Source organism: Arthrobacter sp. FW306-1B-F12A, assembly GCF_058781865.1.
In genome coordinates this window covers 21,571-45,768 of the sequence record NZ_JBYSXD010000024.1, presented here as the reverse complement: position 1 = coordinate 45,768, position 24,198 = coordinate 21,571, and the positions used below count along the sequence as shown (strand labels likewise).

Sequence of the window (24,198 nt, the reverse complement as noted above, 5' to 3'; positions counted from 1 at the left end):
GCGGGCCAGTTGGGTAGGGGGGTGCGGGTTAGCGGGTTAGACGATCCAGGCGGTCGTGTTTGCCGGGAGCTTGCCGCCGTCGAGCGGTGCGCTGCTCACGACGACGGTGCCTTCCGGAAGTGCCACCGGCTCGGTGCCGAAGTTCGTCACCGACCGCCAGCCGTTGGGCCGCGCGAAGTGCAGCACCGACTCGTTGCCGGAGGGGATCCATTCAAGGTCCTCGGCCGCCCGCAGTTCCGAACGCAGTTCCAGGGCCTTGCGGTACAGCTCAAGCGTGGAACCGGGAACGTTGTCCTGCGCCTCCACTGCGTAGCCCGCGAACCATTCAGGCTGCGGCAAGTGGGCATGTCCCTCGCCGAAACCGAACGAGGAACCTTCGCTGGTCCACGGCAGCGGGACACGGCAGCCGTCCCGGCCGACGTCCACTCCCGGGTTGCGGAAGAACGCGGGGTCCTGGCGCTGGCCGGCCGCGATGTCGCCGACTTCCTGCAGGCCAAGTTCTTCGCCCTGGTACAGGTACGCGGAACCCGGCAGTGCGAACATGAGCAACGAGGCTGCGCGGGCGCGGCGCAAGCCGAGCTCGGCGTCGACCTCGGCGGCCGAACCGCCGTCGAGCAGCCATTGCTTGCCGTCCTGGCCCAAGCCGTCCCGGCCGCCGCCCGCGGGCAGGCCGTAGCGGGTGGCGTGCCGAACGACGTCGTGGTTGGAGAAAACCCAGGTGGACGAAGCACCGGATGCCGCGGCCTCGCCGAGGTTCTTGGTGATAATCGTGCGGAACTGTTCGGCGTCGAAATCGGCCTGGAGGAGGTCGAAGTTGAACGCCTGGCCCAGTCCTTCGGGGCTGGCGTAGCGGGCGCGGCGGTCCGCGTGGACCCACGCTTCGGCGACGGCCGTCCGGGGCGGGTTGTACTCGTTGAAGACCTTGCGCCACTCGGCGTAGATCTCGTGCACCTCATCGCGGTCCCAGAACGGGTGCTCACCCAAGGCGTTTTCGCCTTCCTTGGGCAGCTCGGTCTTGGAGGGCAGGACCTCCGGCAGGTCCTTCGTGAGGGCATGGGCGACGTCGATGCGGAAGCCGTCCACGCCACGGTCGGACCAGAAGCGGAGGGTCTTCAGGAAGTCTTCACGAACCTCGGGGTTGTCCCAGTTGAAGTCCGGCTGCTCCTTGGTGAAGATGTGCATGTACCACTGTCCCGGGGTGCCGTCCGGTTCGGTGATGCGCTCCCAGGCCGGGCCGCCGAAAATCGAGTCCCAGTCCGCCGGGGGCAGCTCGCCGTTCTCGCCCAGGCCGTCGCGGAAGATGTAGCGTTCACGGGCAGCCGAACCCTTCGGTGACGCCAACGCTTCCTTGAACCATTCGTGCCTGTCCGAGGAGTGGTTCGGGACGATGTCCGCGATCAGCTTGATGCCCGCAGCGTGCAGTGCGGCCGCCATCTCATCGAAGTCTGCAAGGGTGCCCAGCTTGGGGTCCACGTTGCGGTAGTCATCGACGTCGTAACCACCGTCAGCCAGGGCCGAGGGGTAGAACGGGCTCAACCAGACGGCGTCAATGCCGAGGGATTTCAGGTAAGGAACCTTGGCGGTAATGCCCTTGATGTCGCCCAGTCCGTCGCCGTTCGCATCCGAAAAACTGCGCGGGTAGATCTGGTAGACAGCCGCTTGGCGCCACCAGTTGGGATCGGCCATGCGCTCGGAGTCGTTGTGAGTTGCCATGGTGGCGGTGGAGGACAAAGGGAATCCTGTTCTGTGTCGACGCTTCGATGGATGGGACTTTTATTTAGAATCTAAATTTAGTACCTCAAGTATTATGTGACGCATACCTACAGAAGGTCAACAGCCATGCCTGATATCGCGACTGCCACTCCGCAGATGCTCCGGCGGTTCAACGCGGCCACCGTGCTCGGGGTCATCCGTTCCTCCAACGCAGTGACCGTTTCGGAGCTGATGGACGCTACCGGACTGACCCGCGCCACCACCCTTTCCGTGTGCGAAGACCTCATGGCCCGTGGCTGGATCCGCGAGTTGGAGAACCAGCGCGATTTCGGCGCGTACCAGAAGGGCCGCCCCGCGCGGCGCTTCGAACTCGACGAAAGTGCCGGTTGCGTCTTGGGAATCGACGTCGGCGTCCTCAAGACCACGGTGGTGGTGGCCGATCTGCGCGGAAAAACGGTCGGTCGGGCGAGCAAGCCATTCCGCGGAAGGGCGATCGAAGCGGAGGAACGGATCGGGGTGATCAGCCAAACCGCGCTGCTCGCCCTCGAGGCTGCCGGAGTGGCGCCGGACCAAGTCCTGGCGGTGACGGTGGGGCTCGCCGCCCCGGTGGGCCGCGACGGAAACATCCTCGTCAGCCAGCCGTTCTGGCGCCTGTTCGACGTCGGGCTGAAGAAGGCCCTGCACGATCTCCACGGATGGGAGGTAGTACTGGAGAACGATGCCAACTTGGCGGCATTGGGCGAATGTTGGCGCGGTGCGGGCGGCGGCGTCCAAGACCTGGCCGTACTCCTGGCCGGGGAGCGTTTCGGTGCGGGCCTGGTGGAATCCGGCCGTTTGCTGCACGGTACTGCCGGGGGCGCGGGTGAAATGGCCTATCTGGACATGGTGGAGGGCGTGGGCTCCGCCGACGGCCTCGCCGCGCTTGCCAGGCTATGGGCGGCAGAAGCCCTGGCGGGGGAGTCGAAAACGACGCTGCGGACCGCGGCCGCGCCGGGCGGCGAGGTGACGGCCCAACACGTGTTCGCCGCTGCGGCCCAGGGTGACAAGGTTGCGCTGGACATCCTGGACCGGCTCTCGGACCGGCTGGCCCGGGTGGTCTCGACGGTGGCCATTTTGCTCAACCCGGAACTCGTGGTGATCGGCGGCGCGGTGGCGGATTCGGCGTCGGTCCTTCTTGAGCCTGCCGCCCGGAAGCTGGCCAGTTACACAGCCACTCCCCTGCGGTTGGCCGCGTCCCCTTTGGGCGATGCGATTGTGGGTATCGGCGCGGTGCGCCATGCCCTGGACCGAGTGGAGAAGAACTCCTTGGATCTGGTGTTGCGGCGGGCCTAGGCTCTTCGACGGCTTGACCGGGTTTCCCGTCGGCGCACTCGTCGGCGTCCTAGGCGCCCGGGGCTATTCCGGCATCGCCATCGTGCGGAGGTCCAGCTGGCGCAGGACCCTGTCCGCGACCTCGGGATCCATGCCGGGCTCGCTCCGCGCGGCGACCACTTCCTGGCGCGCGGCGTCGAGGGCGATGGTCTGGACCGCGATCGCCAGTTCCCTGCCGCGCTGTCGCTTTTCGGCGTCCGACTCGTTCTTCAATGTCCCGTCAAGCAACTCGGCATGCAGGCGGGTCATCTTTTCCTTGACGAGGGCCACCTTGTCCGCCGGCAACTCCTTCATCAGATCGTGTTCCTTCAGTGCGGAGATGGCGGCGGTCTGGGCGCGCTTGGCCAGGAGCCGCGCGGCATCCTTTTCGTGCGAACCGCCTTCGGATGCCTTGAGCACGCGCATGAGCCACGGAAGGGTCAGCCCCGGCAGCACCAGGGTGGCCAGCAGTACCGCGCAGGCGATGACCAGGATCTCGTGGCGGGCAGGGAAGTCGCTGCCCTCTGCGATAGTCAGAGGAAGGGCCAAGGCGAGGGCCAGCGTCGCGAGGCCGCGCATGCCGCACCACGTCAGGATCAGGACCTCCTTGGGCGAGGCCGGCTGCAGCAGGTTTTTCCGCTTGCGGGCCGAGATTGCCAAAAGCCCGAGCCAAGCGAAGCGGACAACGAACACGAGCACGCACACCGCCACGGCGGGGCCGATCATGCCATATATGGCCGCCCCTTCGTCCCGGATCACATGCCGGATCTCCAGCCCCACAAGGCCGAACGCCAGGCCCGTGGCGAGAAGTTCCACCACGTCCCAGAAGGCGGTGCGGGTGACGCGCTCGGCGGCGTCCTGGGACCGCGCGTGCCGCTGCGTTTCGAGGGCGGTGACGACGACGGCGATCACTCCCGAGGCGTGCAGCTCTTCCGCAAGGATGTAGGCAGCGAAGGGAATCACCAGGGTCACGGCGCTGCGGGCCACCATGGAGGTGACCAGCTGGGTGATCAGCCTCGTCAACCAGCCCATCGCAATGCCGACAATGACAGCCAAGGCAGCACCGATGACGAATTGGAGCACGACGCCGGCACCCAGCTTGGTGCCGGAAACCGTCGCCGCCACCGCGGCCTGGAAGATCACGATCGCGGCGGCGTCGTTGAACAAGCCCTCGCTCTGCAGCACGGTAATGAGCCTGCGCGGCATGTGGACGCGTCCGGCAACGGATTCAACCGCGACGGGGTCCGGCGGGGCCACCATGGCACCGAGTGCGATCGCCGCAGGAATGCCGATCCCCGGAATCATGAGCCACGCGGCACCGGCAACAACCGCCGTCGATACCACGACGAGCGCCACAGCCATGAGCAGAAGCGTCCGCCACCGGACCCGGAAGACGGCCCAGGAACTCTTCTGGGCGGTTGCGAACAGCAGCGGCGGAAGGAAGATCGGGAGGATCAGTTCAGGCGCAAGATCAAAGTCCGGGAAGCCCGGAATGAAGGTCATAGCCGCAGCCAGCAAGAGCATCAGCACCGGGTACGGGAGCCGCAAGCGGTCCCCCAGGCCCACGGCCACGACCGTTGCAAGAAGCAGTCCAACAATGAGTGCCAACTGGTCCATGTTCCCGATTCGCCAGACGTCGTAGCGGCGGCGTCCCGGGCGCCTGCCGAGGGACTAGCCCTACCAACATATCCCGGCGGGGCGCGGTTAGGACGCGGTGAGAGCCTCCACCACGGGCATTGAGCCGTCCCTGAACTCGATGGTGCGGCGGACAGTCTCGGGCAGTTCCAAGACGGCGGCAGCCACCAAGGCAACATTGGCCCGTGAAGTTTCCGTCCCGGTACTCGGGTCCGCGGGGCTTACCTCAATGAGCGCAGACCCCGGATTGCTGGTCAGCGCACCCGGGCCAAGGATCGTCCAGTCGAGATCAGTAGCGCGCAGGTACTCGTCCGCCGCGGCTTTGGCCTCCGCGTAGGCGTAGAAGCTGTTGTCCTCGGGAACGCCGTGGCTGGGTCCTGCGCCGAAGTAGGACACCATCACATAGCGGGTGATGCCGGATTGTGCCGCGGCATCCATCGAGCGGATGGCGGCATCCCTGTCTACGGCATAAGTACGTTGCGGATTGCCTCCGCCTGCCCCGGCGGACCACACCACGGCGTCGTGGCCGTCAAGCGCCGACGCGATCTCCGCCGTCGTCGAATTCTCGACGTCGAGCACCACCGGGGCCGCGCCCGTCACTTCGACCTCGGGCGCGTGTTCCGGATTGCGGATAAAGGAAGTGACCGCGTGACCTTCGTTGCTCAGGATGCGGGACAGGTGCAAGGCCACCTTGCCGTGGCCGCCGATGATTGCGATTCGACTCATGGACCCATTCTGTCGCAGTGGTCAAGCGAAGCGGCCAAGCCCGCCCGCAGACGGTGGATGAATTCCCGGAAAATCGCCGCTCCGCATTTGCGGAGCCCATTGCTGAATTCGTCAGTTCTCCGGACAAATCTGACTACTAATTACTAAGTAGACTTAGTTTAAACAAAATCGCCACCCTGGCCGGAAGGCCGGAAGTCCGGGCCTTGGGGGCACCCCTCCCGACGCCGAAGAAGACTTGCGAGTGTTTGGTGGCCGGCCGGAAATAAAAGCAAGTGGCACCCACTCGTGTGGAGCGAATTACCCATTCCTACACTCAAATCACCTGCAGCAGGAAAAGGAATACCTCATTTCATAAATCTCATTGATGGACTTATCCAAATAACCGGGTTACATCCCGTTGATGGATCTCTTCGAAATGGGCGGACATGAGGGCTTCCTCAGTGCTGCGCATTTAAGCAAAAGGGTCTCAACGAGCGCCATCCCCTGCGCCTGCGTATCACTTCCCGGGGCCGCCAACCGGCCGGCCCCAGAAACGATGAGCTACGGGGATTCGACATGTATCAGCAGGAGTACAGACACGGCGGGATCAGTGGAGGCAGCGTCCTCGCCCTGATATCCGCGGGGGTAAGAACTGTCACCAGGTACAAGGCATCAATAGCCACTTGGGCAATTGTGGCGGTGGTCGCCATTGCGGCCGTGACGATGCAGAACTACACACAGGTCCTTGCCCCAGGCGCGAGCGCTGCAAACGCCACACACGTCGGTTCGGGAGCCGGGATTGCCGCACCTTCCCCGGCGGTTGCCAGTCCGACGCCGGTTGACAGTCCCACACCGGCACCGGCACCGGCCGCCGTCGCGCCGTCAGCTCCTGCAGCGGCGCCGGTCGCAGCCGCTGCTCCACCCGCTCCTGCTCCTGCGCCTGCTCCGGCGCCCGACACGAACGCCTACACGGTGGTCAGCGGCGACACCGTTGGCTCGATAGCCGCCCGATTCGGCGTCGACGTCGATGCGATGCTGGCAGCCAATGGGCTCAGTGCGTATTCCGTGATCGTGCCCGGCCAGGTGCTGAAGCTGACCGGGCCGCCGGTTGACGCGGCTCCGGCACCCGCTCCGGCACCGGCCCCCGCTCCGGCGCCTGCGCCCGCGCCTGCTCCGGCTCCGGCTCCGGCTCCGGCGGTGCGGACCATCTATGTTGCGGGCTCCGGCGGCCAGGCGGCTGTGGACAGTTGCATTGGCCCGATCCATTTCACTCCGACGGACGCCTATTCGCTTTTCATTACAGAACATGATTTCTGCGGCGGGTGGGCACGATTCTCGGGTATCGGCGTCGGCGAGACGGTGAGCATTCCCGGTTACGGCACATACACCGTGACAGCTCGCGGCCAGGTGCCCCAAGGCGGGACGACAAACAACGTCGCAGCAGTATTCGGCGGCTTCCCCCGGGCGATACTGCAGACGTGCATCCCGGGCACCAACCAGATGCTGGTCATCGCGCTGAACTAAGGGCGCTCCCGTCGGCGCGGGCTGGGCGAGCGCCCTTCCTGACCCTCATTGAATTTTAGAAGGCCCCGTAGAGGGCGTGTCGTCGGGGTGTTGCGCGGGATCGCTTCTCAAAGAAGGTCAGGAAGGGAGGCACCCGGACTCCCTTCCTGGCTGAAAAAGCAGGCCGGAAGCTGAACGCTTCCGGCCTGCTTCTGCAAGGGTGGGCTTTCGATCTTCCCCACAAGACCTCGCTCAACAACCTCCGGTTTGGGAGACTGGATCAAGACCTGAGATTGGGGCGAACTTGGACGGACAACAATGGATCTGGGTTGCGACGGTGCTGGTCGTCGCGGCGATAGTAGCCATTGTCATGGCCTTTGGCCGCCACTGACAGTCGCCGGTTGGTCGCGAATGCGTGCCGGACCTGGCCTTTCCGGACGGGCTTCGGCATCGTGGCCCGGAAGTGCCCGTGGCTCCGGGCGCGAGAGCTTCCTGTACTTCCGCTTCGAGCGCCACAGCACGAGCAGGTGGAGCGAGCACATCAGCACAACTGTGATGCCAACGAAGACCACAAGGTCAATGAGAAAGCGGCCAAAATCCACGAGCAGGGATGCCTTTCGGTCCGGACAACCTCCTGATCGTAGCTTGAGATGGCCGACAGACGAAACCGGCCCACTACAGGGTGAACCTCAAGGAAACACTAAGAAAAGATCAAGATTTCACTAAGACTGTCAGCTCGCGCGCCAACCAGGCGCCACATGCTTATGGAAGAATCTGTTTTGCTCAGGTAACTGAGGCCCTGGCCGTGATCTTCAAGAAGCGCCGCCACCTGAGGATTGGGGGACACCCAAGTGGCGGCGCTTCTAAAAACTATCGGCAGGCTGCGCGCGCTCTCAGCTTTTCAGCAGGATCTTTACGAAATCTTTACGGCAAGTGCCCAGCAAACTTGCGGGCTTCGCGAAGGCACAGAGCAGGCTTCACTGGCCGGCGGATGGGCTCCGGAGCGGACGGCTTCATCACCAAGCCCTTCCGTGCGCGGGAGATGCCGGCCAGTATCGCGCGATGACGCGCCGGCCGCTGCGCCCTCCACGCCCACCCAATGGGTTTCGTTCGTCGCTGCCTGGCAGGAAACTCAATCGAGGAAGACACTGAAGGGCCACCGGCATCACGGCCGATGACCCTTCAGGCTGTCCTGTGATTTGGAGCTAGGCGGGGACGTCGAACCGCTGGCCTTCCGGCTTGGACGGCAGGATCGTGAAGACGAGCAGCGCCAGTCCACCGAGGAACGGGACGAGGCCGATCAAGATCATCCAGCCACTGAAGTTCACATCGTGGAGGCGGCGGACAGTGAGGGCCAGAGACGGGACGACGACTGCCAGACCCCAGATGACCAGGAGGATGACGCCGACCATCGCCCCGGGACCCGGGACCATAGCTCCGGAGTCATTGACGGTGGCACCGGCGGAGCCAGCTACGGACATGACGATGTTCAGCACGGTGGTGACGACAACCGAGATGAGGGTCCACCACCAGTACTCGCTACGGCTGGCCCGGCCGGTGAACGTGGCGTACTTCTTGAAGAACCGGCGTGCCGCCTCGCCGATCGGTGCACCATAGTACGGGGCCCAAAGCGGAATGGCGCTGCCAAACTGGGTGGTTTGTTGCTGCTGGTACGACAATGGATCTCCTAAATAGACGAGTAAGTTCGAGGGTGATCGCGAGTTACGACGCGCCGTACCCACGTTGAGTTCCGTGCATAGGACTTGGACATCTTCGAAGGGCGCCGCCGCCTGAGAATTGGGGGAACCACAGGCGGCGGGCCATCTTTCTAGATGCGTACCACCCGAGAATTGGGGGAAACCTCAGATGGCGGCGCGTCCGAAACTATCGGCAAGTAGCGCCATTTCGTCACGATCTTTACGAAATCTTTACGGCAAGCATCCAGTGGCCTTGTGGCTACCGCCCAGATTTCTCCTCTAATTCACTTGGACCAACACCGGGCTCGGCGGCCTAAGATGCAGGGGTGGGGGCTCCAAACGCGCGGAGGCCGTTGTTTGGTGTGCGCCGCGGGAGTGGTTATACCTTGGCGTCCATCAGCTAGCGCCGAAAACGAAAAACCCCCGGAATCTCGCGGATTCCGGGGGTTTTACTTGGTAGCGGTGGGGAGGCTCGATCTCCCGACCTCACGATTATGAGTCGTGCGCTCTAACCAACTGAGCTACACCGCCACGAATGAGAAAAACCTGCGTCAAGCCGGTCAAAAACCGCCTTGACACAGGCCCTCATTCAGAGCCCCCCACCGGAATCGATCCGGTGACCTCGTTCTTACCAAGAACGCGCTCTACCACTGAGCTAGGGGGGCAACGAGTAAATACTCTACCGGACGATTTCTCAGGCCACAAATCGGCTGCGGGACAGGGAAAAACGGCACCGACACAATTTGCATCCGCCCCGTTTTCTTGGGCAGGAAAGGGTCCGAATCAGGGCAGTCGGAGCACTTGGCCAGGGTAGATGTGGTCCGGGTTGGGCACGGTGTCCGCGTTTACGGCGATCAGGGCACCCAAGTCAACCCCGAACTGCAAGGCGATGCCGCTGAGGGTATCGTCGGCCTCCACTACGACTTCCGTGACCGGCCCTGCGTTGGCGGCGGAAGCACCGGCGTCGGGCAGTGCGGGGCCGGGCGCCACGGGAGCCTCCACTGACGGCTCCGGACCCGGGCTTTGGACCGTCTCCCCCGGTGAGGCTTCAGCGGCCTCCTGTGGGGCCTCAGACGGCCGTCCAGTCGGCTTGCGTTCGGCCTTCTCGAAGCCGAGGTTCTTCTTCAACCCATCGAGGAATCCCATGAACCTAGCTTTCCACAGCCGGGCAAGCGCGGAACCTGGGCGGGCGCTAAAGTGGGGCCACCGTTAAACGGCCAGAGGCCGGCTCGAAGGCCGGCCTCTGACGAGAAACCCAGGAACTAGTCCTGTTTACCACTTACCCTTGCGGTTGAAATCGCGGTTGCCCGCGTCGCCGCCAGTGCGCGGCTTGCGTGCGCCGCGGTCGGCGTAGCTGCCCGTCCCGGTACCGGCGCTGCTGCGCTCGCTGTAGGAACGGCCACCGCGATCAGCGGAAGAACGCTCGCCTCCGGAGTAGCCGCCACGGTCGCCTTCAGTCTTACGGAACTCCTTCTTGAAGCCACCGTTGCCCTTGAAGTTTCCGCCACGGTCACCACCGGAGTAGCCACCACGGTCGCCGCCGCGGCTGCCTCCGGAGTAACCGCCACGCTCGCCGCCACGGTCAGAGGCCGGCTTGCGGCCGTTGTCCAGCTCGAGGTGAATCAACTCGCCGCCGATCCGGGTGCGGGACAGGGCACGCAACTGCTCGGGGCTCAGGTCTGCCGGGAGCTCCACCAGGGAGTGGTCCGAGCGGATGTCGATGCCGCCGATCTGTGCCGAGGAGATGCCGCCTTCATTGGCAATGGCACCAACGATCGAACCCGGCATGACGCGCTGGCGGCGTCCGACGGCGATCCGGTAGGTGGCGTTGCCCTCGGTCAGGGCGCGGGTCGGGCCACGGGAACCGAAGCCGTCCTTGGAGCGCTCGCGCTTCTGGAATTCCGGTGCAGCCGGCAGTTCCTTGACCAGGAGCGGCTGGCCGCCCTGTGCCATGACGGCCAGTGCAGCTGCGATCTCCGAAGCCGGAACGTTGTGCTCCTCTTCGTAGGAAGAGATCAGGTCGCGGAACGCGGCAACGTCCTCGGACTCGAGGGTCTCCGTGATCTTGTCCGCGAACTTGCCAAGGCGCAAGGTGTTGACCGTCTCGGCAGTGGGCAGGTGCATCTGCTCAACCGGCTGGCGGGTGGCCTTCTCGATCGAGCGCAGCAGGTACTTCTCCCGCGGCGTCATGAAGAGGATGGCGTCGCCGCTACGGCCTGCACGGCCGGTACGGCCGATTCGGTGGACGTAGGACTCGGTGTCGTGCGGGATGTCGTAGTTGACCACGTGGCTGATGCGCTCAACGTCAAGGCCACGGGCCGCGACGTCGGTGGCGACCAGGATGTCGATGCGGCCTTCCTTCAGCGCGTCGACAGTCCGTTCGCGCTGCTGCTGCGGAATGTCGCCGTTGATGGCGGCGGCCTGGAAGCCGCGGGACTTCAGCTTGTCAGCCAGGTCCTCGGTAGCCATCTTGGTGCGCACGAAGGCGATAACGCCGTCGAACTCTTCCACCTCGAGGATGCGGGTCAGGGCATCGAGCTTGTGCGGGCCCATGACCTGCAGGTACCGCTGGCGGGTGTTGGCGCCGGTGGTGGTCTTGGACTTGACCGAGATCTCGGCAGGGTTGTTCAGGTACTGCTTGGACATACGGCGGATCTGGCCCGGCATCGTGGCAGAGAACAGCGCAACCTGGCGGTCTTCCGGGGTCTGCTGGAAGATCTGCTCAACGTCCTCGGCGAAGCCCATGCGGAGCATTTCGTCGGCTTCGTCCAAGACGAGGTACTGCAGCTCGGACAGGTCCAGGGAACCCTTGGAGATGTGGTCGATAACGCGGCCCGGGGTACCCACAACAACCTGTGCACCGCGGCGAAGGCCAGCAAGCTGCGGGCCATAGGCGGAGCCACCGTAGACGGGGAGAACCGTGAAGTCATCGATGTGCTTGGCGTACGAGGTGAAGGCCTCGGCAACCTGGAGCGCAAGCTCGCGGGTCGGAGCGAGGACCAGTGCCTGCGTCTTGCGGGACGGGCCGTTCAGGTCGTGGAGTTCGGCCAGGCGGGACAGTGCCGGTACTGCGAATGCTGCAGTCTTACCGGTGCCGGTCTGGGCGAGGCCGACGACGTCGCGACCTTCGAGCAGCAGCGGAATGGTTGCTGCCTGGATCGGAGACGGCTTCTCGTAGCCGACGTCCTGCAGGGCCGCAAGGACGCGGGGGTCGATTCCGAGGTCGACGAAGCGGATGCCCTCTTCCTCTTCTTCGACAGGCGATTCGGCCGGAACCGCAGCCGGGGCCTTGGCGGAAGCCTCGGCGGGTGCCTCGGCCGGGGCCTCAACGGGCGCTGCAGCCTCGATGAACTCAGCAGCGGGTGCGGCGGTTTCGGCGGGTGCGGTTTCGGCGATCTCGACGGCGGTCTCTGCTTCTTCAGCAGACTCGGCGACGAACGGGTCGTTCAGGTTTTCGGGCATAGGGGAAAGTTTCCTCATCCATAGGGGGCCAGTCGGCGCGGCCCGGTTGGGCTTGGCCGCAGTACACGTTGCGGGCAAAAGAACCCGAAGGCTCTGGTGCTCGCAAGAAGTCCGGCGCTGTCGCAATCCCATGGCAGGACTTCCCGCTGCATCTCTTGGCTGCTATCTCAGCAGTCTGTACAGCGTTTTCTTCGCCCGGCTCTCCCTATGAAACTGCCCACACACATTTTGCGGGCCCCAACACTGACCAGTCCTGCCTCAAGAATTGGGCAGGAAAAAGGGATTTCCGGAGTGGGGGATAGTTCTAGTGTAGGGCACAGATTGGTCCCGCGGCGACATAACTGCCGACGGCGGCGGTGAGCTTGCGCACAAAGCCGCGCCGGGCGCCCTCAAGACCGCCCCTCAGGACGGCCGTTCGAGGGCATCTTCAGGCGTCCACCCCGTTGCGGCGCATGAGCTTTTCGAAAGAGTCGTGGTAGTCGGACTGCAGCAGGATTTCTCCGTCCGCCTCTGCGTCGAGCAGCAATTGCATGTCATCGAGGTTGGGGTTGCTGAACCACTGCCCCACCGTGATGCCGTGTTTCGGCACAAACAGTTTGTGGATGTAGTCACCGGCCGAAATGGTGCCGGTCTTCACTACGCGCAGGTAGGTGCCGACCCGCCCTGCTTCGGTGAAGCGCTTGACCCACTGTGGTTCGTTCATGCGGCGCTGGAACGTTGCGCACGGCACACGCGGGGACGTGACCTCGACTTCGACGTCCAAGCCGATCTTCCACCGTTCGCCGATCACCGCACCGCTGGTCTCGATTCCGGCAACGCGGAGGTTCTCCCCGAAGATCCCGGCGGGCATGTCCCGCTGGAGTTCATTCGCCCAGTAATCGGCATCCGCCTGGGAATACGCGTAGAGCGCCTGGTCCTCGCCGCCGTGGTGGATCCGGCTCGCCTGGATGTCGCCGTGGATTCCCAGCTTGTGGACCTTCACCGGCCCGTCAACGGGGCGCTTGTCAATGGCCGTCACTCCTACCGACCCTTCGGGATCGGGCAGGAGCTCGTATACCCGGCAAACAGCAAGCAACGATGCGGTATCCATGACTACAGTCTACGTACGCAGCTACGGATCGAAGCGATATCCCATGCCGGCCTCGGTATGGAGGTGTCGGGGCTGTGCAGGGTCGCGTTCGAGCTTGCGCCGGAGCTGGGCAATATAGACACGCAGGTACTGGGTCTCCTTGGCGTAGGCCTGTCCCCAGACCTGTGTGAGGATCTGCTGCTGGCTGACCAGCCGTCCGGCGTTGCGCACCAGCAATTCCAGGATGTTCCATTCCGTGGGCGTCAACCGGACTTCCGCGCCGTCTTTGGTGATCTTCTTTCCGGCCAGGTCAACCAGGAAGTCGGCGGTCTGGAGCGTCGGCGCTTCATGCCGGGGCGCTGCCCGCCTCGAGGCTGCACGGAGCCTGGCCAGGAGTTCGTCAAGGCCGAAGGGCTTGGTCACGTAGTCGTCGGCCCCGGCATCGAGGGCCTCAACTTTGTCTTCCGAACCGTGGCGGGCAGACAACACGATGATGGGCATGGTGCTCCAGCCGCGGATTCCCTTGATCACGTCCACGCCATCCATGTCCGGCAGGCCGAGATCGAGCACCACGATGTCCACGGGCTGCTGGGCAGCCGCCTTGAGTGCGTCTGCGCCGTTGCCGACGCTGATGGCACGGTAGCCGTGGGCATGGAGATTGATCTGCATTGCCCGGGCGATCTGGGCTTCATCTTCCACAATCAGGACGAGGCTCATGGCCGTCCTCCCGTCCACAGAGGGAGCGTGACCACCATGGTCAGCCCGCCTCCCGGCGTCGCCTCGGCCATGAGCGTACCGCCCATGGCCTCGGTGAAACCCTTGGCGACAGCAAGTCCCAGGCCGATTCCGCTGCGGCCGTCCCGGCTGGACGGAGAATCATCGAGGCGTTGGAAAGGCTGGAAAAGCTCCAGCACGGCCGCTGGCGCTATCCCCGAGCCATGGTCCATCACCCGCAGTTCGCTGGCCGGCCGACCATCCACCATGATGCCCGCACCGGTCCGCGCCGCCAGCACAACATCGGAATCAGGCGCGTATTTCACCGCGTTCTCCACGAGGTTCGCCACAACGCGTTCCAGCATCCCGGCGTCGGCCTCTATATACGGAAGGTTGGCCAGTAGCTCGTTGCGTATGCGCTCCCCCGGCACCCCGCGTAAAGCCTCCGGCAGGATCTGGTGCCAGCCCAGTCCGCGCAGCAGCGGGTTCACGGCATCCGCGGTGATACGGGACATGTCCAGCAGGTTATCCACCAAGTGATCCAAACGGTCCGCGTAGTCCTCGATAGTGGCCAATAGTTCGCGCTCGTCTTCGGGAGCAAAGGTCACGTCTTCCTGGCGCAGGCTGCTGACGGCAAGCTTGATGCCCGCCAAAGGAGTGCGGAGATCATGGGAGACGGCTCGCAGGATGGAGGTCCGCATCTTGTTGCCTTCCGCCAGGCGCGCGTTGTCCTGCCTGCTCTTGACCAGCTGCTGGCGCTCCCGCACGGCCACCACGAAGGCGCCGAACGCGGCGAGCATGCGGCGGTGCTGTTCGGAGAGCGGTCCGCCCCTGAGCAGGAGCGTGTAGTTGCGATCGACGACGGCGGCATGGTCGGCGGCCGCATGGGTCACCGGCGGTTGAATCCCGGAGCTTGCAAGGACCTTCCAACCCGGTCCGGTGGCGTCCGGCGAGTCAAACGTGGAGAGCAGCGTCATCGCTTCCATGCCGAGGTTGACGCGGATTTTGTCCAGGAACGACTCGAGGCTGCCGTCCGAGCTCAGGATACGAAGGGCCAATTCGCTCAGTGCCCTCGCCTCGGCTCCGGAATGCGCGGCTTCCTGGGCCCGTCGGGTCGCCAAACCGACGGCGAGCGCCACGCCGCACGCCACAGCAAGGAAGATGACCAGGGTGAAAAGCGTGGCGGGATCCGCGATGGATAGGGAGCCCACGGGATCGGCTGAGAAGTAGTTCAAGAGCATGCTGCCGAGGACGGCGGACACCACCGCCGGCCACAACCCGCCGATCGCGGCAACGGCGGCGGAGACGGCCAATTGGAAGAGCATGATCATGGCGAAGTTCCGGTATTGCAGCGCGGATACCACGACTTCGATTGCAGAGGGTAGCAGCAGGGCCAGGACCAGGCCCGCCAGAATTCGGGGTCGCCCGATTCCCTTGACTGCCGGTAGCTGCAGCCCTATTGCGTTCACATCCGCGGCGGCCATGGCTCAATTCTGGCACGGCGCAGGTGCCGCGCCGGCGCCGACGGTCCTTACAGGACGCTGCGGGGAACATGTCCGGCCTTAGGATGCTGGCATGAGCCATTCAACGACGAATACCTCCGATGTCCTTGCCCTCGATTCCCTCTTGGGCTCCGAGGAACTGGAGCTTCGCGAGAAGGTACGCGATTTCACGGACCAGCGGATCCGGCCGAACATCGCCCGCTGGTACGAGGACGCGGTGTTCCCGCGGGAACTGCCGGCGGAACTCGGCGAACTCGGCGTCCTTGGCATGCATCTGGAGGGCTACGGCTGCCCGGGCCGCACCGCCGTCGAATACGGCGTTGCCGCCATGGAACTCGAGGCCGGCGATTCCGGCATCCGGACCTTCGTGTCCGTCCAAGGCTCCCTGGCCATGACGGCGATCCACAAGTGGGGCAGCGAAGAGCAGAAGGAACAATGGCTCCCGCGCATGGCTGCCGGCGAACTGATCGGCTGTTTTGCCTTGACGGAGCCGACGGCGGGTTCGGACCCGTCGTCCATGGCCAGCTTTGCGCGCCGCGACGGGACGGGCGACGACGCCGGCTGGGTGCTGAACGGTTCGAAGCGCTGGATCGGGATGGCATCGATCGCGGACGTCATGGTGGTGTGGGCAAACACCGACGACGGCATCCGGGGCTTCCTGGTTCCGGCCGGCACCCCGGGAGTCGCCGTGACTCCCATCGACGCGAAGCTCTCCATGCGTGCCTCGATCCAGTGCGATGTGGTGTTCGACGCCGTCCGGCTGGGTCCGGAGGCACTCCTCCCGGGTGCCATGGGACTCCGCGGCCCGTTCTCCTGCCTCAACGAGGCGCGGTACGGCATTGCGTGGGGTGCCATGGGCGCTGCCCGCGACTCCTACGAGGCCGCGCTCGAATATGCCGGGAGCCGCATGCAATTCGGCAAGCCCTTGGCCGGCTACCAGTTGACCCAGGAGAAGCTCGTGAACATGGTCCTGGAGATCCAGAAAGGTACCTTGCTCGCCCTGCACCTTGGGCGGCTCAAGGATGCGGGCAAACTGCACCCGGAGCAGATCTCGGCGGGCAAGCTCAACAATGTGCGGGAGGCAATCAAGATCGCCCGCGAAGCGCGCACCATCCTCGGTGGCAACGGCATCACGCTGGACTACCCGCCCATGCGCCATGCCAACAACCTGGAATCCGTGCGCACTTACGAAGGGACGGACGAGGTGCACACGCTGATCCTTGGCCAGCACATCACGGGCGTCCCGGCTTTCCGCTAGCTCCGCGCGCGGGGGGACCAGCCCAGCGAGCTAGGCTCCGACCGAAACCGGTTCCTTCTTTCCCGCGTCCTTGCGGATGGTGGCGCTGATGACGGCGGCCACCGTGCACATCGCTGCGGCGCCGATCCATGCGTAGGTGTAGTGGCCAGTGGCATCGCGGATGTAACCCGCGAGCAACGCGGCCGCAGCGGCCCCGAGCTGGTGCGCGGCAAAGACCCACCCGAACACCACCGAGCCGTCCGCGCCGAACACCTTCCGGCAGATGGCCGCCGTCGGGGGCACGGTGGCCACCCAGTCCAGGCCGTACACCACTACGAACAGGATCATGCTCGGTTGCACGGTGGAGCCCAGAAGCACGGGCAGCACCAACAGCCCAACCCCGCGGAACTGGTAATACACAGCCAGGAGCACCTTGGGATTGAAGCGGTCCGTCAACCAACCGGAGGCGATGGTGCCCACGATGTCGAAGATCCCGACGACGGCCAGCAACCCGGCCGCGGTGGTTTCCGGCATGCCGTGGTCGTGCGCCGAGGGGATGAAGTGGGTGCCGATCAGGCCGTTGGTGGTGGCACCGCAGATGGCGAAACCGGCAACCAGGGCCCAGAAGGTGCGCACTTTGCTGGCGCGCTTGAGGACCTGCAGTGCGCGCACGGCTGCGTTGGGCGTCTTGGCGCCTTCCGCGTTGGCGGCTTCCGGGACCGGGGCGGGCTCCGCCGTCGTCGCTTGCTCTTCTTCGGCTCCGTAGGGCTGGACCCCGACGTCGGCAGGTGAGTTCTTCAGCCAGCGCAGCACGAGCGGCACTACGGCAAGCGCACCCGCTGCGATGAGGAGCGAGGCACCGCGCCAGCCCGGGCTCTGGGCAAGCACCGCGATGAAGGGCAGGAACACTAGCTGCCCGGCCGCGCTGCCCGCCGTCAGGATGCCGATCACCAGTCCGCGGTTCTTGGAGAACCACGTATTGGCGATGGTGGCCGCGAAAACCAAGGCCATGGAGCCGGTGCCCAGCCCGATCAGGACGCCCCAGGTCAGCAGGATCTGCCACGACTGGTTGACGAACACCGTCAGGGCGGAGCCGAGACCGATCAGGCAAAGGGCAATCGCGGTGACGGTGCGGATGCCGAAGCGTTCCATGAGCGCCGCAGCGAACGGTGCCGTGAGCCCGAACAACACCAGGTTGATGCTGACTGCGAGCGACAAGACGGTTGTTGACCAGCCGAATTCCTGTTGCAGCGGCACCATGAGCACACCGGGCGCCGCCCGGAAACCGGCCGCGCCTACGAGTGCCAGGAACGCGACGGCGGCGACCATCCAGGCGGGGTGGAGTCGCCACTTCCGAGGAGTCTTGCCGGCTGGTTTGCCGGCGGAAAGTTTGGTGGAATTGGGTGCGGTCATGCGGAGGGCTCCGATTCGTCCAGGAGGTCACGTCTGGCGGGGGCGGTGGCCAGGGCCATGGGGTGTTCCGATCGCGTGAGGCTATGCCAACTGGTGTTGGCCGCGGTCAGGCGGGACCCGCAGTGGGAGCACGTATCAGCCGACGCGGTCGGCAGCCCGCAGCCGTTGTGGATCACGCGCATGTGGGCGTTGTCCGCCGGCGCGTCGAGATGCTTCTCGGACCAGAGAATGATGGCGTTCAAGACGGGCAAGGCATCTTCGCCCTTGGCCGTGAGGACGTATTCCTGGCGCGTGCGGGCGCCATCTTGGTAGGGCCGTTGGGCAAGGAGGCCTGCCTCGACCAGCCAGCCCAGTCTTTTACTGAGGACGTTGTCTGCGATGTGGAGGCGGGTTTTGATGGCGTCGAAGCGGCCGTTGCCGAAGAAGACCTCCCGCAGCACCAGGCTTCCCCAAGGGTCGCCGAGGATATCGAGGCCGCGCGCCAGGCTGCACGTCCGCTCGGACCAATCGGATCGTAAGGGCATGGTTCGAGATTAGCTGGCTTTTCTAAAGAAAGCTAGGTTACTTGGTGAGGGCTTTCAGTCGGTGATGTTGCCGATCGCCTGCTCGAGGTCCGCGATCAGGTCCTCGACGTCCTCGATGCCGCAGGAAAGCCGGATCAGGTTGACAGGCACGGCCAGCTCAGTGCCCTTGACCGAAGCGTGCGTCATCTCCGAGGGATAGTTCATGAGGGACTCGATGCCGCCCAGGGACTCGGCCAGAGTGAAGACCTGGGTGGATTCTGCCACCTTGCGGGCCGCAGCTTCGCCGCCCTTGAACTGCACGGAAATCATGCCGCCGAACTTCTTCATCTGCTTGGCCGCGAGCTCGTGGCCCGGGTGGGAAGGCAGCCCCGGATACAGCACGGCTTCAACCTCGGGGCGCTCCAGCAACCACTCGGCCACGGCCTGGGCGTTCTCGCTGTGGCGGTCCATGCGCACGCCGAGCGTCTTGAGGCCACGCGTGGTCAGGAACGCATCCATGGGTCCGGACACGGCGCCGACAGCGAACTGCACGAAGCCGATCTTCTCTGCCAGTTCGGCGTCCTTGACCACGATCGCGCCGCCCACCACATCCGAGTGGCCGCCGATGTACTTGGTGGTCGAGTGGACCACGACGTCGGCCCCCAGGGCGAGCGGGGTCTGCAAGTAGGGGGACGCAAAGGTGTTGTCGACCACCAGGAGGGCACCGGCGTCGTGCGCTACTTTGGCGAGCGCTTCGATATCGGTGATCTTCATCATGGGGTTGGAAGGCGTTTCCACCCAGACGATGCGGGTCTTGTTCACCGCGACGGCCGCGGCAACGGCGTTCAGGTTGGACATGTCCACTGGTGTGTTACCGATGCCCCACTCACCCAGCACGCGGTTGATGAGCCGGTAGGTTCCGCCATACGCGTCGTTGCCGAGGACGATGTGGTCGCCGGGCCGGGCAACAGCACGGATCAGTGAGTCCTCCGCTGCGAGGCCCGAGCTGAAACTGAACGCGTGGGTGCCGCCTTCGAGCGCGGCGAGCTGTTCCTGCAGCGCATCTCGGGTGGGGTTGCCGCCGCGGCCATACTCGTAGCCGTCGCGCAAACCACCTATGCCGTCCTGGGCATACGTCGAGCTGAAGTGCAGCGGCGGAACCACGGCGCCGGTGCGCGGTTCGAATGCCTGGCCGGCGTGGACGGCACGCGTGTTGAATCCTGCTTCGTTTGCAGACATATGAACTCCTAGTGTCAGTTGCTCAGGTAGGCGAGAAGGTCGTGGCGGGTCAGGATGCCCACGGGAGCTCCAACGAACGTCACCATGACGGTGTCGACGTCGGACAGCAGCTCGCGTGCGGCGGAAATGGTCTCCAGGGAGCCGATCACGGGCAGGCGCTCCCCCATGTGCTCGGAGATCTTGTCGGTCAATTTCGCCTCGCCACGGAACAGCTTGGAGGTCAGCGTGCGCTCATCGACAGCGCCGAGCACCTCGCCCATGACCACGGGCGGCTCCTGCGAGAGGACCGGGATGTGCGAGACCCCGAATTCGTTCATGATGTTGATGACATCGCGGACGGTCTCGTTGGGATGGATGTGGACGAGGTCCGGCATTTCGCCGGTCTTGGACTTCAGGACCTCGCCCACCGAGGCTTCCTCGCCGCCGGAGAGGAAGCCGTAGGAACGCATCCACTTGTCGTTGAAGATCTTCGCCAGGTAGCCACGGCCGGAGTCCGGCAGGATCACGACGACGACGGCTTCCTCGCCAAGGTCTTTGGCCACCTGCAACGCGGCAACCACTGCCATGCCGGAGGAACCCCCTACCAGGAGGCCTTCCTCGCGGGCCAGGCGCCTGGTCATCTCGAAGGAGTCGGCGTCGCTGACGGCGATGACATCGTCCGGCACAGTCTTGTCGTAGTTGGCCGGCCACATGTCCTCGCCGACGCCCTCCACGAAGTAGGGCCGCCCGGTGCCGCCCGAGTAGACCGAGCCTGCCGGGTCCGCGCCGATGACCTTGACGCGGCCGCCGTCGGACTCCGGCCGCTGGGCGGACACATCCTTGAGGTAGCGCCCGGTGCCGGTGATGGTGCCGCCCGTCCCGGCGCCGATCACGACGTGGGTGATCTTCCCGTCGGTATCACGCCAGATCTCGGGCCCGGTGGTTTCGTAGTGGCTGCCGGGGGCTGCGGGGTTGGAGAACTGGTCCGGCTTGTAGGCTCCGGGGATCTCCGACACGAGCCGGTCGGAGACGCTGTAGTAGCTTTGCGGGCTGTCCGGGGCCACGGAAGTAGGCGTCACGACAACTTCGGCGCCGTACGCCTGAAGTACGGCACGCTTGTCCTCGCCCACTTTGTCCGGGACAACAAAGATGCATTTGTAGCCCTTTTGCTGGGCCACCAGGGCGAGTCCGACGCCGGTATTGCCCGAGGTCGGTTCCACGATGGTTCCGCCCGGCTTGAGCTTTCCGTCCCGCTCCGCTTCCTCGATCATCTTCACCGCGATGCGGTCCTTGATGGAGCCACCGGGATTCACATATTCAAGCTTCACCAGAATGGTGGCTTTGATGTCCCCGGTCACGTGGTTGAGCTTGATGAGCGGTGTATTGCCAATGAGGTCCAGGACGGACTGGGCGTACTTCATAGGTACCAAGTTACCGCTTGGTCGGGACTGCTCCGGTGCAGCGGAGGCTCAGCACGTGGCACAGCTGACTCCGCCGGGCTCCGGATGCTCGATCGTCGTCGGAGACTTGCCGGCGCAGAGCGAGATGGCGCCGGGTTCCATGCGGGGCCTTCAGCTTGTGGTCGCCGATGCCCGCGCCGCACGCGAGGAATTGCTCGGCCGCGGGGTCGAGGCCAGCGAAATCACCGTCTTCGACGAGCGCGACGGCGGCACGTTCTTCGGCTTCAGCGATCCGGACGGCAACACGTGGGCCGTGCAGGAACTCAAGGTCCGGGCCGAGAAGCCGCTGATTCCGGCGGAGTCCCGCGGGCGCTTCGGAGAGTAGTTTCGGGAGCGTAGGGCCAGCCCCGCGTAAAGGGCCGGCCCGAGCAACCCACTCACTCTGCCGGTGCAGTGCCTCCTGCCGAAGAGTCCGTCTGCCAGAGGCCGAGGATGTTGCCTTCGGTGTCCTTGAAATAGGCGTAGTAACCCATGCCTGGAACGGCATCCTTGCCTTTGACCACAGAACCGCCCGCACTCTCGATTTGGCCGAGCGAAGCCTCGATGTCTTCGACGTCAACCGTGATGATGGGCGTCTTCAATTCCTCTGTGCGCGGGAACAGTGCACCATTGATGGCCCCTGGCGCGCTCGGCATGCCCGTCTGTGGGTCCGAAGGCGTGGTGATGGCGATCGTGTAGTCCATTTCCTGCATGGGGTTGAGCATCCAGCCGAAGGCACCCTGGTAGAAAGTGTTGGCCCGCTCCTTGTCGTCCGCGGGGATCTCGAAATGCACTACACCGGCCATTGCGTTCTCCTGAGATTGTCATGGAAGGCGCAGACGCCCCGCGCCACACGTGGAGTCTAGTCGTGTGGGTTTCGCGGCGTAAGGTCTTGAGCGCGGCTCTTTTCGAGTGTTGTCACACGAGCATGCGACCATGAATGAATGACCATCGTCGATGCCCCACCCGCCGCAGCGGCTGCGGCCGACGCATCCGTGCGATGGCACCCCGGCGGCCCCTTCGACCTCCTGCAGACCGTGGGAATCCTCATGCGCGGCAACGGCGATCCGTCCTTCGCTGTCCGACAGGACGGGGTGTGGATGGCCTTCACGACGCCGGATGGCCCGGCCACGCTGCGCCTCACCGCCGCGGGAACCGGCCAAGGCACCCGTGTCGATGCCCAGGCGTGGGGCCCCGGCACGGGCTCCGCCATTGCCTCCGTGCCTGCGTTGTTGGGGAGCGGGGACGACTGGTCCGGCTTCGACGAGCCTGCGTTCCATGCCACCCTTCCGCGCATGGTCAGGGAAGCCCGACGCCGGAACCTCGCCGTCCGTTTGCCTACCACCGGCCGTGTGGTGGACTCCCTCGTGCCCACGATTCTTGAGCAAAAGGTCACCACTATCGAAGCCCGCCGGGGCTACCGCTACCTGATGTACAGGTACGGCACCGCAGCGCCAAGCGCAGGCCGCCTCCCGACGTCGGGCCCGTCGGGGCTACTCGTGGCGCCGACCGCAGCCCAATGGTTAGCCATCCCTTCGTGGGAATGGCACAAGGCAGGCGTGGGTCCCCAGCGTTCGGCGACGGTCATGCGGGCGCTGCGATCCGCCGTCGCGCTTGAACGGCTCGCCTCACTCAGCGCGGCGGAAGCCGCGGCAAAGATGCAGACCATCCCGGGCATCGGCATCTGGACGGCCGCCGAGGTGGTCCAGCGGACCCATGGCTGCCCTGATTCGATCGCGGTGGGCGACTACCATTTGGCCTCGTACGTCGGTTATGCGCTCACAGGCAGGAAGACGGACGACGCCGGAATGATCGCCCTCCTGGAACCGTGGCGTGGGCACCGGCAGCGGGTAGTCCGGATGCTCGGGCTCAGCGGCTTCCGCAAGCCGACCTTCGGACCACGGATGACCATCCAGGACCACCGAGGACACTAACGCCACCAACGCCCCCCCAACGCGGGGTCACTTACGGCCGATGTTGCCGCCCAGCATGGGCCGTAAGTGACCCCGCGTTCGGAGTTTCGCGCGCTTGATCCGGACAATCAGGCCAGAGAACCCTTCGGCCAGATCATCGGCGTTGGCCTTGAAGTAGGACCAGCCGGCATTGGTGAACGCTTCGTCCCTCCGGTTGTCCCGTGTCTGCTGTTCCCGCGTGAGATGTGGTGCGCCGTCGTACTGCACGGCGATCCGAAACCGCCGGTACCCCAGGTCCGCGGACGGCGACCACGGATCGTCCGGGTCGAGGCGGAGCTGCAGTTCCGGTTCAGGCAATCGCGCATCCGACATTGCGAGCCGCACGAATGTCTCCGGAAACGAATCTGCTCCAACCCGCATGTCTTCAAGGGCAAGCCGGGCCTTCTCCACGCCTTTCATGTTCGGATGCTGCCGGATCAGGAGCCGCAATCCTTCCTTGGTGGCGTAGGCCTCCGTCCTTCCTTCAAGGCCAGGCCGAGGCGTACGGATCAGCTGATCGCCCATGGCAATCACGTACCGCAGCGGCAACTGATGCGCCAGGTCAAGCCACGTCCGGGACGGGGAGGACACCGGGATACCGTCTATCTCCGTGACTTCGCCCTGGAGGACACGGACTCGGTGCCCCGTCACCCCGGTCCGGCGGACCCGGGGAAGCTCATGGGGCTTGCTCAGGTGGACCGTCTCGCAGTCGCCCAGCCACGGAGGAAGGCCGAGCCGGGTCAGTACCGCGGCGCTCTCATGGGACACCCAGGCGCCCGGTGTTGCCGCGGCAAGGACCCGCGCCTGTTCGGCAAACTCAAAGTCACGACCCGCAGGCAAGTAGATCAGCCGCCCGCCGTCGGACATATCCCTGGCCCGGAGCCGCTTCGGAGCGACGCCAAGCACGCGGGATTCATAGACCGTGAAAGGACGGTTACTAAGTTCCTCCGGCAGCGGCATGATGCGGACCATGGGATCCAGTTTGTCCGCAGTTTGACCCCGGCAAGGAGTTATCCACAGGCTGACTTCCAAGCAAGCCAACGCGGGGTCACTTACGGCCCATGTTGCCGCCTAACATGGGCCGTA

General features: G+C 64.8%; 20 protein-coding genes and 2 tRNA genes. 5 read left to right on the top strand and 17 right to left on the bottom strand.

Features of this window, described 5'->3' with window-relative positions; all coding sequences use genetic code 11:
• Window positions 1–36: 36 nt before the first annotated feature.
• Window positions 37–1,731, bottom strand: coding sequence for a glycoside hydrolase family 13 protein (locus tag AC3WJU_RS13045; RefSeq protein ID WP_492260054.1), 1,695 nt, complete (start codon window positions 1,729–1,731; stop codon window positions 37–39).
• A gap of 108 nt (window positions 1,732–1,839) precedes the next feature.
• Here AC3WJU_RS13045 and AC3WJU_RS13040 point away from each other — a divergent pair, with 108 nt between their 5' ends.
• Window positions 1,840–3,045 (top strand): ROK family transcriptional regulator, encoded by a 1,206-nt coding sequence (locus AC3WJU_RS13040; RefSeq protein WP_492260053.1) that lies wholly within the window; start codon window positions 1,840–1,842, stop codon window positions 3,043–3,045.
• Window positions 3,046–3,108: 63 nt separating this feature from the next.
• On the opposite strand, the gene AC3WJU_RS13035 is transcribed toward AC3WJU_RS13040, so the two are convergent.
• Both AC3WJU_RS13035 and AC3WJU_RS13030 read right to left on the bottom strand, forming a co-directional pair.
• Window positions 3,109–4,680: a Na+/H+ antiporter gene (locus tag AC3WJU_RS13035; protein ID WP_492260052.1), complete on the bottom strand. Its 1,572-nt coding sequence runs from the start codon at window positions 4,678–4,680 to the stop codon at window positions 3,109–3,111.
• An 87-nt stretch (window positions 4,681–4,767) separates the two neighbouring features.
• Complete coding sequence (locus tag AC3WJU_RS13030; RefSeq protein WP_307052467.1) at window positions 4,768–5,424, bottom strand: NAD(P)H-binding protein; 657 nt, start codon at window positions 5,422–5,424, stop codon at window positions 4,768–4,770.
• 555 nt (window positions 5,425–5,979) lie between these two features.
• Between AC3WJU_RS13030 and AC3WJU_RS13025 the strand changes: the two genes are divergently transcribed.
• Entirely contained in the window at window positions 5,980–6,927 is a 948-nt protein-coding gene (locus AC3WJU_RS13025) for a LysM peptidoglycan-binding domain-containing protein (RefSeq protein ID WP_492260051.1), read from the top strand.
• 1,184 nt (window positions 6,928–8,111) lie between these two features.
• Here AC3WJU_RS13025 and AC3WJU_RS13020 read toward each other — a convergent pair.
• The 8 genes from AC3WJU_RS13020 to AC3WJU_RS12985 form a co-directional block, all read right to left on the bottom strand.
• Complete coding sequence (locus tag AC3WJU_RS13020) at window positions 8,112–8,585, bottom strand: DUF805 domain-containing protein (RefSeq protein WP_306959008.1); 474 nt, start codon at window positions 8,583–8,585, stop codon at window positions 8,112–8,114.
• Window positions 8,586–9,057: 472 nt separating this feature from the next.
• Window positions 9,058–9,134: transfer RNA gene (locus AC3WJU_RS13015), tRNA-Met, on the bottom strand.
• Between the two features lie 62 nt (window positions 9,135–9,196).
• Window positions 9,197–9,268, bottom strand: a tRNA-Thr gene (locus AC3WJU_RS13010).
• A 118-nt stretch (window positions 9,269–9,386) separates the two neighbouring features.
• On the bottom strand, window positions 9,387–9,749 hold the full coding sequence (locus AC3WJU_RS13005) for a LysM peptidoglycan-binding domain-containing protein (RefSeq protein ID WP_492260050.1): 363 nt from the start codon (window positions 9,747–9,749) through the stop codon (window positions 9,387–9,389).
• Window positions 9,750–9,875: 126 nt separating this feature from the next.
• Window positions 9,876–12,065 carry a DEAD/DEAH box helicase gene (locus AC3WJU_RS13000; protein ID WP_492260049.1) on the bottom strand — a complete coding sequence of 730 codons (2,190 nt, stop codon included), beginning with the start codon at window positions 12,063–12,065 and terminating at the stop codon, window positions 9,876–9,878.
• A 427-nt stretch (window positions 12,066–12,492) separates the two neighbouring features.
• The gene (locus tag AC3WJU_RS12995; protein WP_059387284.1) at window positions 12,493–13,155 is read right to left on the bottom strand and encodes an MOSC domain-containing protein; all 663 of its coding nucleotides are present in this window, start codon (window positions 13,153–13,155) and stop codon (window positions 12,493–12,495) included.
• Between the two features lie 21 nt (window positions 13,156–13,176).
• Window positions 13,177–13,851, bottom strand: coding sequence for a response regulator (locus tag AC3WJU_RS12990; protein WP_059387283.1), 675 nt, complete (start codon window positions 13,849–13,851; stop codon window positions 13,177–13,179).
• On the bottom strand, window positions 13,848–15,332 hold the full coding sequence (locus AC3WJU_RS12985) for a sensor histidine kinase (protein ID WP_492260048.1): 1,485 nt from the start codon (window positions 15,330–15,332) through the stop codon (window positions 13,848–13,850). Before AC3WJU_RS12985 ends, AC3WJU_RS12990 begins: the two co-directional genes overlap by 4 nt.
• Before the next feature lie 91 nt (window positions 15,333–15,423).
• On the opposite strand from AC3WJU_RS12985, the gene AC3WJU_RS12980 reads away from it, so the two are divergent.
• Window positions 15,424–16,608 carry an acyl-CoA dehydrogenase family protein gene (locus AC3WJU_RS12980; RefSeq protein ID WP_307052463.1) on the top strand — a complete coding sequence of 395 codons (1,185 nt, stop codon included), beginning with the start codon at window positions 15,424–15,426 and terminating at the stop codon, window positions 16,606–16,608.
• 30 nt (window positions 16,609–16,638) lie between these two features.
• Here AC3WJU_RS12980 and AC3WJU_RS12975 read toward each other — a convergent pair whose 3' ends face one another.
• Genes AC3WJU_RS12975 through AC3WJU_RS12960 form a run of 4 tightly spaced genes read right to left on the bottom strand, consistent with a single transcriptional unit; the run spans window position 16,639 to window position 21,142 of the window.
• Entirely contained in the window at window positions 16,639–18,000 is a 1,362-nt protein-coding gene (locus AC3WJU_RS12975) for an MFS transporter (RefSeq protein WP_492260047.1), read from the bottom strand.
• Window positions 17,997–18,524 carry a winged helix-turn-helix transcriptional regulator gene (locus tag AC3WJU_RS12970; protein ID WP_059387281.1) on the bottom strand — a complete coding sequence of 176 codons (528 nt, stop codon included), beginning with the start codon at window positions 18,522–18,524 and terminating at the stop codon, window positions 17,997–17,999. Before AC3WJU_RS12970 ends, AC3WJU_RS12975 begins: the two co-directional genes overlap by 4 nt.
• A 54-nt stretch (window positions 18,525–18,578) precedes the next feature.
• Window positions 18,579–19,742, bottom strand: a complete 1,164-nt coding sequence (locus tag AC3WJU_RS12965) for a cystathionine gamma-synthase (protein ID WP_059387280.1) — start codon at window positions 19,740–19,742, stop codon at window positions 18,579–18,581.
• A gap of 14 nt (window positions 19,743–19,756) precedes the next feature.
• Complete coding sequence (locus AC3WJU_RS12960; RefSeq protein ID WP_306959016.1) at window positions 19,757–21,142, bottom strand: cystathionine beta-synthase; 1,386 nt, start codon at window positions 21,140–21,142, stop codon at window positions 19,757–19,759.
• Window positions 21,143–21,197: 55 nt separating this feature from the next.
• On the opposite strand from AC3WJU_RS12960, the gene AC3WJU_RS12955 reads away from it, so the two are divergent.
• Window positions 21,198–21,506, top strand: coding sequence for a VOC family protein (locus tag AC3WJU_RS12955; protein ID WP_306959017.1), 309 nt, complete (start codon window positions 21,198–21,200; stop codon window positions 21,504–21,506).
• Window positions 21,507–21,558: 52 nt separating this feature from the next.
• Here AC3WJU_RS12955 and AC3WJU_RS12950 read toward each other — a convergent pair whose 3' ends face one another.
• Window positions 21,559–21,966, bottom strand: a complete 408-nt coding sequence (locus tag AC3WJU_RS12950; protein ID WP_059387279.1) for a VOC family protein — start codon at window positions 21,964–21,966, stop codon at window positions 21,559–21,561.
• Window positions 21,967–22,104: 138 nt separating this feature from the next.
• Between AC3WJU_RS12950 and AC3WJU_RS12945 the strand changes: the two genes are divergently transcribed.
• A complete protein-coding gene (locus tag AC3WJU_RS12945; protein ID WP_492260046.1) occupies window positions 22,105–23,094 on the top strand; it encodes a DNA-3-methyladenine glycosylase family protein in 990 nt (329 codons plus the stop codon).
• 27 nt (window positions 23,095–23,121) lie between these two features.
• On the opposite strand, the gene AC3WJU_RS12940 is transcribed toward AC3WJU_RS12945, so the two are convergent.
• Window positions 23,122–24,084, bottom strand: coding sequence for a hypothetical protein (locus AC3WJU_RS12940; RefSeq protein WP_492260045.1), 963 nt, complete (start codon window positions 24,082–24,084; stop codon window positions 23,122–23,124).
• Window positions 24,085–24,198: the final 114 nt, after the last annotated feature.

Excerpts from the sequence above, each read along its gene's own strand:
- AC3WJU_RS13040 (WP_492260053.1), top strand. The coding sequence starts at position 1,840 with ATGCCTGATATCGCGACTGCCACTCCGCAGATGCTCCGGCGGTTCAAC.
- AC3WJU_RS13035 (WP_492260052.1), bottom strand. The coding sequence starts at position 4,680 with ATGGACCAGTTGGCACTCATTGTTGGACTGCTTCTTGCAACGGTCGTG.
- AC3WJU_RS13030 (WP_307052467.1), bottom strand. The coding sequence starts at position 5,424 with ATGAGTCGAATCGCAATCATCGGCGGCCACGGCAAGGTGGCCTTGCAC.
- AC3WJU_RS13025 (WP_492260051.1), top strand. The coding sequence starts at position 5,980 with ATGTATCAGCAGGAGTACAGACACGGCGGGATCAGTGGAGGCAGCGTC.
- AC3WJU_RS13005 (WP_492260050.1), bottom strand. The coding sequence starts at position 9,749 with ATGGGATTCCTCGATGGGTTGAAGAAGAACCTCGGCTTCGAGAAGGCC.
- AC3WJU_RS13000 (WP_492260049.1), bottom strand. The coding sequence starts at position 12,065 with ATGCCCGAAAACCTGAACGACCCGTTCGTCGCCGAGTCTGCTGAAGAA.
- AC3WJU_RS12995 (WP_059387284.1), bottom strand. The coding sequence starts at position 13,155 with ATGGATACCGCATCGTTGCTTGCTGTTTGCCGGGTATACGAGCTCCTG.
- AC3WJU_RS12990 (WP_059387283.1), bottom strand. The coding sequence starts at position 13,851 with ATGAGCCTCGTCCTGATTGTGGAAGATGAAGCCCAGATCGCCCGGGCA.
- AC3WJU_RS12985 (WP_492260048.1), bottom strand. The coding sequence starts at position 15,332 with ATGGCCGCCGCGGATGTGAACGCAATAGGGCTGCAGCTACCGGCAGTC.
- AC3WJU_RS12980 (WP_307052463.1), top strand. The coding sequence starts at position 15,424 with ATGAGCCATTCAACGACGAATACCTCCGATGTCCTTGCCCTCGATTCC.
- AC3WJU_RS12975 (WP_492260047.1), bottom strand. The coding sequence starts at position 18,000 with ATGACCGCACCCAATTCCACCAAACTTTCCGCCGGCAAACCAGCCGGC.
- AC3WJU_RS12970 (WP_059387281.1), bottom strand. The coding sequence starts at position 18,524 with ATGCCCTTACGATCCGATTGGTCCGAGCGGACGTGCAGCCTGGCGCGC.
- AC3WJU_RS12965 (WP_059387280.1), bottom strand. The coding sequence starts at position 19,742 with ATGTCTGCAAACGAAGCAGGATTCAACACGCGTGCCGTCCACGCCGGC.
- AC3WJU_RS12960 (WP_306959016.1), bottom strand. The coding sequence starts at position 21,142 with ATGAAGTACGCCCAGTCCGTCCTGGACCTCATTGGCAATACACCGCTC.
- AC3WJU_RS12950 (WP_059387279.1), bottom strand. The coding sequence starts at position 21,966 with ATGGCCGGTGTAGTGCATTTCGAGATCCCCGCGGACGACAAGGAGCGG.
- AC3WJU_RS12945 (WP_492260046.1), top strand. The coding sequence starts at position 22,105 with ATGACCATCGTCGATGCCCCACCCGCCGCAGCGGCTGCGGCCGACGCA.
- AC3WJU_RS12940 (WP_492260045.1), bottom strand. The coding sequence starts at position 24,084 with ATGGTCCGCATCATGCCGCTGCCGGAGGAACTTAGTAACCGTCCTTTC.